Source organism: Wolbachia endosymbiont of Drosophila barbarae, from assembly GCF_044752445.1.
Classification (GTDB): domain Bacteria; phylum Pseudomonadota; class Alphaproteobacteria; order Rickettsiales; family Anaplasmataceae; genus Wolbachia; species Wolbachia pipientis.
Window position 1 is genome coordinate 1 of record NZ_JBIXJM010000161.1, and the last position, 8,538, is coordinate 8,538.

Below are 8,538 nucleotides of genomic sequence, written 5' to 3' on the forward strand. Positions count from 1 at the left end.
TTCTTGAATACAGACTTGACCTTGCTACTGAAAAAGGCATCCAAATTGGCGAAGAAAGAGGCATCAAAATTGGTAAAGAGGAAGGGAAAATTGAAGTCGCAAAAGCAATGCTGGCTAATAATGTTGATGTCAACACTATTGTCAAGTTTACTGGCCTTTCTATTAGTGAGATTGAAGAATTAAGTGTGAACGGTACAGAGTAATTTCAAAGTGCATTTGCAGTTGGAACGGATACATTTAATGAGAGTCCCATTTCACGGTGTTCAAATCTACTCCTTCTTGTACCATCTCCCAAAGTGGGCTCATTTCTCTCAGTCGGCCAACATTTTTAGCAACAAGATCTGCTGCATACAAAACTTCTTCTTTAGTTGTAAATCGGCCTAGGCCAAATCTAATTGATGAATGCTCAAGGTCATGGCCATTATTTAGCGACCGTACGACATAGGAAGGCTCAAGAGACGCAGACGTGCACGCAGAACCAGAACTTACTGCTAAATCCTTGATTGCCATGATGAGAGACTCACCCTCAACATAAGGAAAGCTCAAGTTTAGGTTGCCAGGAATTCTATTTTCATAATCACCATTTAAAACGATATCAGGAAACGCTTCTTTTATCTTGTTATACAAAATATCCCTTAATTCTTCCACTCTAGTTGTTTCTTTTTTCATTTCTTCTCTAGCAATACGTGCCGCTTCACCAAAACCAACTGCAAGAGGTGTTGGAACTGTTCCAGAACGCATGCCTCTTTCCTGTCCACCACCACTAATTAGTGGTATCAGCCTAACACGAGGATTCTTTCTACGTACATATAATGCGCCTATTCCCATAGGTCCATAAATTTTGTGGCTAGAGAGACTCATAAGATCAATGCACATCTCATTAACATCAATTGGAACTTTTCCAAAGCTTTGAGCTGCATCTGTGTGGAAAAATATATTATGCTTTCTACATATTACACCAATTTCTTTGACAGGCTGAATTACTCCGATTTCATTATTTACCATCATCACTGAAACCAGGATTGTTTGATCAGTAATTGCTTCCTCAAGCTTTGATAAATCTATAATTCCGTTTTGCTTAACAGGCAAATATGTAACTTTAAAGCCTTCATTTTCCAGATGCCGACAAGAATCCAGAACACACTTATGCTCCGTGCAGACAGTGATTATATGATTTCCTTTATTTTTATAAAAGTGAGCAACGCCCTTGATTGCTGTATTATTTGACTCAGTTGCACCTGAGGTAAAGATAATTTCTTTGCTATCTGCGTTCACCAGATCAGTGATGTGTTTCCTTGCTTTTTCCACTGCTTCTTCAGCAGTCCAACCAAATGAATGGCTGCGAGAGTGTGCATTGCTGAACTCACCAAAGTAAGGTATCATCACCTCTAAAACACGGGGATCTACTTTAGTAGTAGATTGATAATCAAGAAATATTGGTAATTTTATTTTAGCATCGTGTATTTTTTTACTTTCAACATTCATAAAGCTACCACGGAGACAAAATTTACAATTATTTTATAGCATTAAAACTTAATTTTTTCAAGATATAATCTTGCATCAAGTACAAAAGTGTCATCCAAGTAGCTGACACATAACTGTACGAACATTTATTTGCGAAAGCAGTGTGTTAAATGGTATAGCCAGTTTTGCCTCAAACACAAAGGCAGTGCCCAGACACTGGGATGACACCCTATTGGTGGCAATTGCTTCCAAATCATAATGTTTGTACAGCTGTGCGCCGTGCGCTGGAATCCGTTTTAGCCCTTATCTATATCTCAGTTCCACCAACAGTTATTGCGTCGACTTTGAGTGTCGGCTGACCAACTCCAACGGGCACATTTTGTCCATCTTTCGAGCATGTGCCAACACCAGGATCTAACTTTAAGTCATTACCAACCATAGATACTTTTTTCAACACTGTTGGACCGTCACCAATTAGTGTTGCTCCTTTTACTGGCTGTGTAATTTTGCCATTTTCTATTAGGTAAGCTTCCGAAGATGAAAAAACAAATTTTCCTGACGTTATATCAACCTGCCCACCACCGAAATTTACTGCATATAGACCTTTCTTTACGCTAGATATTATTTCCTTCGGTGTATACTTTCCGGGCAACATATAGGTGTTTGTCATGCGCGGCATAATAACTTCTTTATAACTTTCTCTTCTACCATTACCAGTTGGGTTTACACCCATGAGTTTAGCGTTCATATGATCCTGCATGTATCCTTTTAGGATCCCATCCTCTATCAATATATTATAACTGGGTGGAGTGCCTTCATCGTCTACGCTGATAGAGCCGCGCAAATTGGGCAGAGTTCCGTCATCAACTACTGTGATGTCACTAGCTGCTACTTGTTTACCCACAGAATTTGAAAATGCTGAGACTTTTTTGCGATTGAAGTCGCCCTCAAGTCCATGACCCACGGCTTCGTGTAACAATATTCCTGGCCAGCCTGGACCTAAAACGACTGTCATTTCTCCGGCTGGAGTTGGAATTGCTTCAAGATTTACCAGTGCTTGTTCTAACGCTTGGTTTGCAACTTCTTTCCACTTTTTCTCAGAAATAAACTTACTATAAGAGTCCCTTCCACCATGCCCTGCAGAACCTCTTTCGGTACGGCCATCTTTTTCTACAATGACTAGCACATTAAAACGTACCAGAGGCCTGATATCGCTTAATCTGTGATCACCCTTTATTATTTGTACAACTTGCCATTCTCCACTTAGAGTTATTTTTACTTGCTTCACGCAGTTATTTTTGGACCTTACATACTCATTAACCTCATTGAGTAGCTTAATCTTTGAATTCAGATCCATTTCATTTATAGGGTTAATCCTCGAATATAGGCTTTTTGTCTCTTCGTTTAAATTTATTGAATTTGTCTTGTTTAAAGACACTGAGCTTTTTACCATAGAAGCAGCATTACTAATTTCTTTTTCGCTGATCTCAGAAGAACAAACGAAAGATGTACTATCTTCACAAAAAGACCTTAAACCAAATCCCCTTCTAGTATTCAAGTCCATGTGTTTTAATATGTTATCCTCAAAAACCAGGGACTCCGACTGGCAAAATTCTAGAAACAGCTCACCACCATCGCTATTGCTCAAAGCGTTATTGACTATTTTATATACGTTATTAATATTAACATTGTTTTGAGCAAAAAATATTTGATCTAGATTTGGCATTACCTTTGAACTAAAAATTGTTTAAGTATATTATTTAACTTTAACATAGTAAACTATAAAAAGCCCGGGTGGCGGAATTGGTAGACGCGCTAGCTTCAGGTGCTAGTAACTTTTTAAGTTGTGGAAGTTCAAGTCTTCTCTCGGGCACTCTTAGCTTCCATATTGCTTATTGAATTAATTAATGTTATAATATAACATATTAGGTAATATTTATGCTATGTATGGTGAAAAAGATAAGTTAGCCTACAGAAAGAAGGTACGAACTTACTCGAAACGCTTAGTTACTACACTATCTACTATCTCTTTCATTGGATACATAGTGGCATTGGTCTTGAATATTCCTGTCTTAAGTCTGTATTTTAGTATTGCCGGCACTATATTCAGTGCACTTTCGTTTGCTTTAAATATATGGTCACTAAATGATCATTCCCGACAACAGAATCTTAATAAGAAATCTGGCATAAAAAACACTCCAGGACAAAAAAAGTTAACAAAGATCTATCTTGATATAGCATCCAGTGCTTCATTTCTAATAGGAGGTATTGCATCTATGTCGCTTTTTGAGTCTTCTGTTATTTATTTTGTTTCTACGCCTTTTTTTATTCTAGGCTGTGTTATTATGGCAGCTAATATCGTTCAAACTATGATTAGTGAACCACAGACAAAAAACTTCCTTGAGAATCTCTCTTCAAATACTGCAAGAGTACAAGCTTAAGTATTAACTTATTTAACTTATACAGGAATATTAGCTATATAATTCCACTGAAGGAAGCCATTCAAAAGAGTTCGATGTAATTAGCGTCAAAAAAGTGTAAGCAGAAATTGTGGGCTTATTGGGGTAGGAGCGCTTAGTACTTCTACTTCCACATCAATTACTTGAATAATTGCTCAAGCTATCAAAATAAAAGTTTTTATTCAGTAATTTGTGTATAAAGGGTACTATTTTACTAGTAGTGAAATAAATCAGAATGAAGTCTATTTTATTAACGAGGCCTTTATTGGATTCGTTCAATACAAGAAATATATTGAGAAAGTATGGATACAAAGTTTTTATAGAACCAGTATTCGCAATAAAGTACTTAAATCCTGATATATCTGCGCACGAATTTGACGTTGTAATATCCACAAGTAAAAACAGTGTAAAGGCTTTTAGTCAAATATGCAAAGTGGATGACTTTCCGATTATTACAGTTGGTAATTCAACCATGCAGGCTGCAAAAAATTTGGGATTTTCTGATATAATCTCAGCAGACAGCAACGTTGATGGTCTGATATCATTCATAAAAGCTCATTATTCAAACGCAATAAAGTTCTTATATATAAGGGGACAAGAAGTATCATGTGACCTAAAAAAGAGATTATCTGAAGAAGATTTCAACGTAAGAGAAGTTGTACTCTATAAAACAATTATAAAAAGGAATCTAACTAATAGGTGTAAAAATTTACTATTGGATGGTAAAATTGATAGTGTTGCTTTTTTTTCCTCACAGACAGCAAGGATATTTTGTTCATTAGTTCTAAAAAGTGGGCTATCTCATGTGATGAATAATGCAGTTGCATATACCATGAGTAAAAACATTGCTGATAGTTTAAAGTTAATCAAATGGAAAAAAATTATAACATCGAGGTTGCCTACTGGGGAGAGTTTAATTGATATAATTAATAAGGATTGTTGATGCTAAAGATTGCAACTTGGAATGTAAACTCCATACGTAAAAGAGTTAACCAACTTTGTAGTTTTATACTTGATAGTCAGATAGATATAATTTTGCTGCAAGAGATAAAATGTACGGAAGAGCAATTTCCTTATGCAGAGATAGAGAAGCTGGGATATGAATGTGCTGTCTATGGACAAGTTGCAAGAAATGGCGTTTGTGTTTTATCTAAATATCCGATACTGGAGAAGTTTAAGATTGATATCGTAGAAGGTTATCAAGAAGCGCGTTATATAGAGTGCATAATAAAGCACAATAATCAGAAAGTAAGGGTGGGAAGTGTATACGTTCCAAACGGTCAAAGCCCGGACTCTCAAGCATTTGAATATAAACTCAAGTTTTTTGATAATCTATATGAAAGGATGAGCACTTTGTTAAAGAACGAAGAGTTAACTATTATAGCTGGCGATTATAATGTTGCACCGGATGAAATTGATGTCTTTGATTCAAACTTATTGAATGGCCAAGTGTGCTTTCATATAAGAGAACGTGAGAAGTTAAGAGCGATCTTGAATCTTGGGTTTAAAGATGCGTTTAGAATATCTCACCCAAATTTGCAACAATTCACTTGGTGGCATTATCAAGGCAATTCACTCAGAAATAATCAAGGAATGCGGATAGATTATATGCTGTTATCACCACAAGCTGTAGATAAATTGGAAACATGCTACATAGATGATAGATTGCGTAAGCTAGAAAATCCGTCTGATCATACTCCTGTGGTATGTGCTATAGAATAATAGTAGACCTCTTACACAACTCACTTTTGGCAAACCTAGGTCTTACTTGGTTGCTGCTCTATGGTCTCTTCCCTTCGTTTGTTTTCCTTTCCTGCCCAAGATCGATCTTGCTGCTCACTCTTTTCGTTTCCCCTGTTGTTTTCCTGGGAAATTTGCTCAGGAACAGGTTGTTGTTCACTCTTTTCTTTTCCTACCGAAGTAACTTGCTCAGGAACAGGGGTGCCTTTCTCAACTCCTGTAACTGGGGTTTTTAAAATATCATCAATGCCCTCGAGAATTTTTCCATTCAGTTTTGCTCTCTTTTCTGTATCATCTTTATCTTGTGAGCTAGGGTCATACAAAGTACCTTTTTTGTTATTTGAAAAAAGACTTTTGATTGTACTTACTTCAGTCCATACAAGGAGACCACCACTAATTGCTAGTGCAATTGGGCCAGTGCCAAATATTAATGCTGAAAAAGCAAAAAGAGTAATAGGAAGTAAAGATTTACTTAAGAACGTTTTTACCATCTCTTCATCACTGAGCGGTGGCTCATCCTCTTCTTTCTTGTCTTTACCTAAGAATGGTATTTTTTCTTTCATCCCATCCATAAAGGAGCCAGAAATATTTTTCGGGTCTATTTTGATCCCTCCAATTAGCAGCAGCAGCATTTCCAATACAAACTTTATGGATGAATCTTTAGCTTCTGTACCGCGTATATCAGCTACACAGTCATCTACTACTTCTTTTATTTTACCATTCTTGAGATTCTCCTCATTAGCTAATTTTTTCTCTCTAATTTTCTCAAATACGAAAAGTAAAAACTGAGAAAAATTCTCTTCACTGAGTGGTTCTACATCTTCTAGCTTGACATTATTGAATATAATTTGATTCTGACTTAGCATGAAAGCGAGTACTGCCTCGTCATCTTCCTTTAATTCTTTAGGTTGTACTTTGTTTTTTAGCAATTGTATGAAGGCATCATGGATTACCTGATGTTCCTCTTTTTCAAAAATTTTCTCATCTTCGTTAGTTACCTGAGTAGGTAACTTTGGAGGTTTTAAACTTTTTACTTGTGGGCCTGTCATGGCTGACCTATTTGCATTTGCTATGTTTTATTCTAACATATTTTTCGTATTAGTTCAAATGATTTATACTCTTAGAATCCACGATGTTTAAGTCATAATTAAGAGCCCAGTTGTCGCCAATTTTTATTTCTACTTCAAGTGGTATAGAAATTTCTATTGCATTTTCCATTATATCTTTTATAAGCTTTGCTGTTTCTTGCACCTTTTCGTCTTCTACTTCAACCAGTAGTTCATCGTGAACCTGGAGGATTATTTTACCTACTTTCAATTGGTCAAAAAGCTGAATTGTCGCACGTTTTATTATATCAGCAGCGGTTCCTTGCAGTGGTGCGTTTATTGCTGCCCTTTCTGCAAATTGTCTTATATAAGGAATTGTATTGTTTATGTCTCTTACAAAGCATCTCCTGCCAAACAAAGTTTCTACATAACCATGCAATCTTGCGATAGACACTGCTTTTTCCATATAGGCCTTTATTTCTGGGTAACAGGAAAAATAGTAATTAATGTATTCAGCAGCTTCCGCAATGGTAATTCCAAGCCGCTTTGCAAGACCAAATGGGCTAATGCCATATATAATTCCAAAATTGATGGATTTTGCTTTGCGTCTTAATTGCTCATCTATTTCTTGCACTCCAAAAACTTGCCTAGCGGTGATCTCATGAATATCTTGTCCGTTTGCAAAAGCTTCTTTAAATGCTGCAACGTTTGCAACGTGTCCCAGGAGTCTTAACTCTATTTGTGAATAGTCAGCAGAAATTATCTTATGCCCTTTTGGCGCAATAAATGCTTGTCTGATAAGATTTCCCTCTTCGCTTCTGATAGGAATATTCTGTAAATTAGGATTGCTGGAGCTCAGCCTTCCAGTTGCAGTTGCAGTCGTTGAAAAGCTTGTGTGTATTCTACCATCAAGTGGATCAACTTGCTTTATTAATGCATCAGTGTAGGTGCCTTTTAATTTACTTAAATGTCGCCAATTTAAGATTTTACTTGCGATTTCTACCCCTTCTTCTTCGAGTGCCTCTAGAACTTCATAATTGGTGCTATACGATCCAGATTTTTTTGACTTTTTCTTTTTATTAAGCCCCATTTTGTTAAACAAAACATCACTTAATTGTTTTGGCGAAGCAATATTAAATCTTTCTCCTGCCAAATTATATATCTTATCTTCAAGCACGGCAATTACCTGCTGAAATTTATCGGACAGCTCCTGTAATTTTTGTATGTTCAGTAATATCCCATTTTTCTCCATATCAAATATTACTTTCATAAGTGGCTTATCGAAGCGCTCGTAAATTGTGAACAATTTTTCCTGAAATAACCTTTGCTTTAGCTTTTCATGAATTGCTATTAAAGTTTTTGCCGAGAAAATTTCTGCATTTTCACTCAAATTATGCGCAACTATGTTTGGAATACTGTGATCGTGTTTTCCTGTATCCAAGCTATACGACATTATCATCAAATCATCAACTGAATCTAGCATCTTCTCTACTGTAGGGAAGATTTTCCTGATTTCTTTAATGTTATGTATTATTTTAAGCGCCCCATTTGAGAGTAAAGTTGAGTTAATTATAATGAGTGCATCTTGTATGCTGTCTTGCTCTATATAAAAAATATTATTTTCGCTATAAGATAAGGAAATTTTATTTAATAAGTTGTCTTCAAAGTGGCAATGAATTGCAATTCTGCCTTCATATCTACAATGCTCCAAAAATTTCTCTAACTCTTCACTACTATATTCTATTTTCTCTTTTGTGCTAGACCCATTATAGGAAAAAAGCTTTTCCATTTTACCTATTAAGGAATTGAATTCATACTTCTTTAAAAAG

8 protein-coding genes, 1 tRNA gene and 1 pseudogene are annotated in these 8,538 nt (G+C 36.0%); 5 read left to right on the forward strand and 5 right to left on the reverse strand.

Features of this window, described 5'->3' with window-relative positions:
- A pseudogene (locus ACIPNH_RS03030) lies at positions 1-203 on the forward strand (Rpn family recombination-promoting nuclease/putative transposase); the annotation flags it as partial.
- Between the two features lie 34 nt (positions 204-237).
- Here the strand turns inward: ACIPNH_RS03030 and ACIPNH_RS03035 are convergent.
- The 3 genes from ACIPNH_RS03035 to tldD all read right to left on the reverse strand — a co-directional run bounded on the left by ACIPNH_RS03035 (position 238) and on the right by tldD (position 3,190).
- Positions 238-1,485 (reverse strand): IscS subfamily cysteine desulfurase, encoded by a 1,248-nt coding sequence (locus tag ACIPNH_RS03035; RefSeq protein WP_400771656.1) that lies wholly within the window; start codon positions 1,483-1,485, stop codon positions 238-240.
- A 90-nt stretch (positions 1,486-1,575) separates the two neighbouring features.
- Positions 1,576-1,716, reverse strand: coding sequence for a hypothetical protein (locus ACIPNH_RS03040; RefSeq protein ID WP_400771658.1), 141 nt, complete (start codon positions 1,714-1,716; stop codon positions 1,576-1,578).
- A gap of 55 nt (positions 1,717-1,771) precedes the next feature.
- The gene (tldD, locus tag ACIPNH_RS03045) at positions 1,772-3,190 is read right to left on the reverse strand and encodes a metalloprotease TldD (protein ID WP_400771660.1); all 1,419 of its coding nucleotides are present in this window, start codon (positions 3,188-3,190) and stop codon (positions 1,772-1,774) included.
- A gap of 62 nt (positions 3,191-3,252) precedes the next feature.
- On the opposite strand from tldD, the gene ACIPNH_RS03050 reads away from it, so the two are divergent.
- From ACIPNH_RS03050 to ACIPNH_RS03065, 4 genes are all read left to right on the forward strand, one after another.
- A tRNA-Leu gene (locus ACIPNH_RS03050) sits at positions 3,253-3,337 on the forward strand.
- A 70-nt stretch (positions 3,338-3,407) separates the two neighbouring features.
- Positions 3,408-3,905: a hypothetical protein gene (locus tag ACIPNH_RS03055; protein WP_400771663.1), complete on the forward strand. Its 498-nt coding sequence runs from the start codon at positions 3,408-3,410 to the stop codon at positions 3,903-3,905.
- Positions 3,906-4,158: 253 nt separating this feature from the next.
- Positions 4,159-4,866 carry a uroporphyrinogen-III synthase gene (locus ACIPNH_RS03060; RefSeq protein WP_264723894.1) on the forward strand — a complete coding sequence of 236 codons (708 nt, stop codon included), beginning with the start codon at positions 4,159-4,161 and terminating at the stop codon, positions 4,864-4,866.
- Positions 4,866-5,645 carry an exodeoxyribonuclease III gene (locus ACIPNH_RS03065; protein ID WP_400771665.1) on the forward strand — a complete coding sequence of 260 codons (780 nt, stop codon included), beginning with the start codon at positions 4,866-4,868 and terminating at the stop codon, positions 5,643-5,645. The genes ACIPNH_RS03060 and ACIPNH_RS03065 overlap by 1 nt, the downstream gene beginning before the upstream one ends.
- Before the next feature lie 35 nt (positions 5,646-5,680).
- Here ACIPNH_RS03065 and ACIPNH_RS03070 read toward each other — a convergent pair whose 3' ends face one another.
- The gene (locus tag ACIPNH_RS03070; RefSeq protein WP_400771667.1) at positions 5,681-6,712 is read right to left on the reverse strand and encodes a hypothetical protein; all 1,032 of its coding nucleotides are present in this window, start codon (positions 6,710-6,712) and stop codon (positions 5,681-5,683) included.
- A gap of 49 nt (positions 6,713-6,761) precedes the next feature.
- Positions 6,762-8,538: DNA polymerase (locus ACIPNH_RS03075; protein WP_400771668.1), on the reverse strand; the 1,777-nt coding region annotated here is incomplete at its 5' end.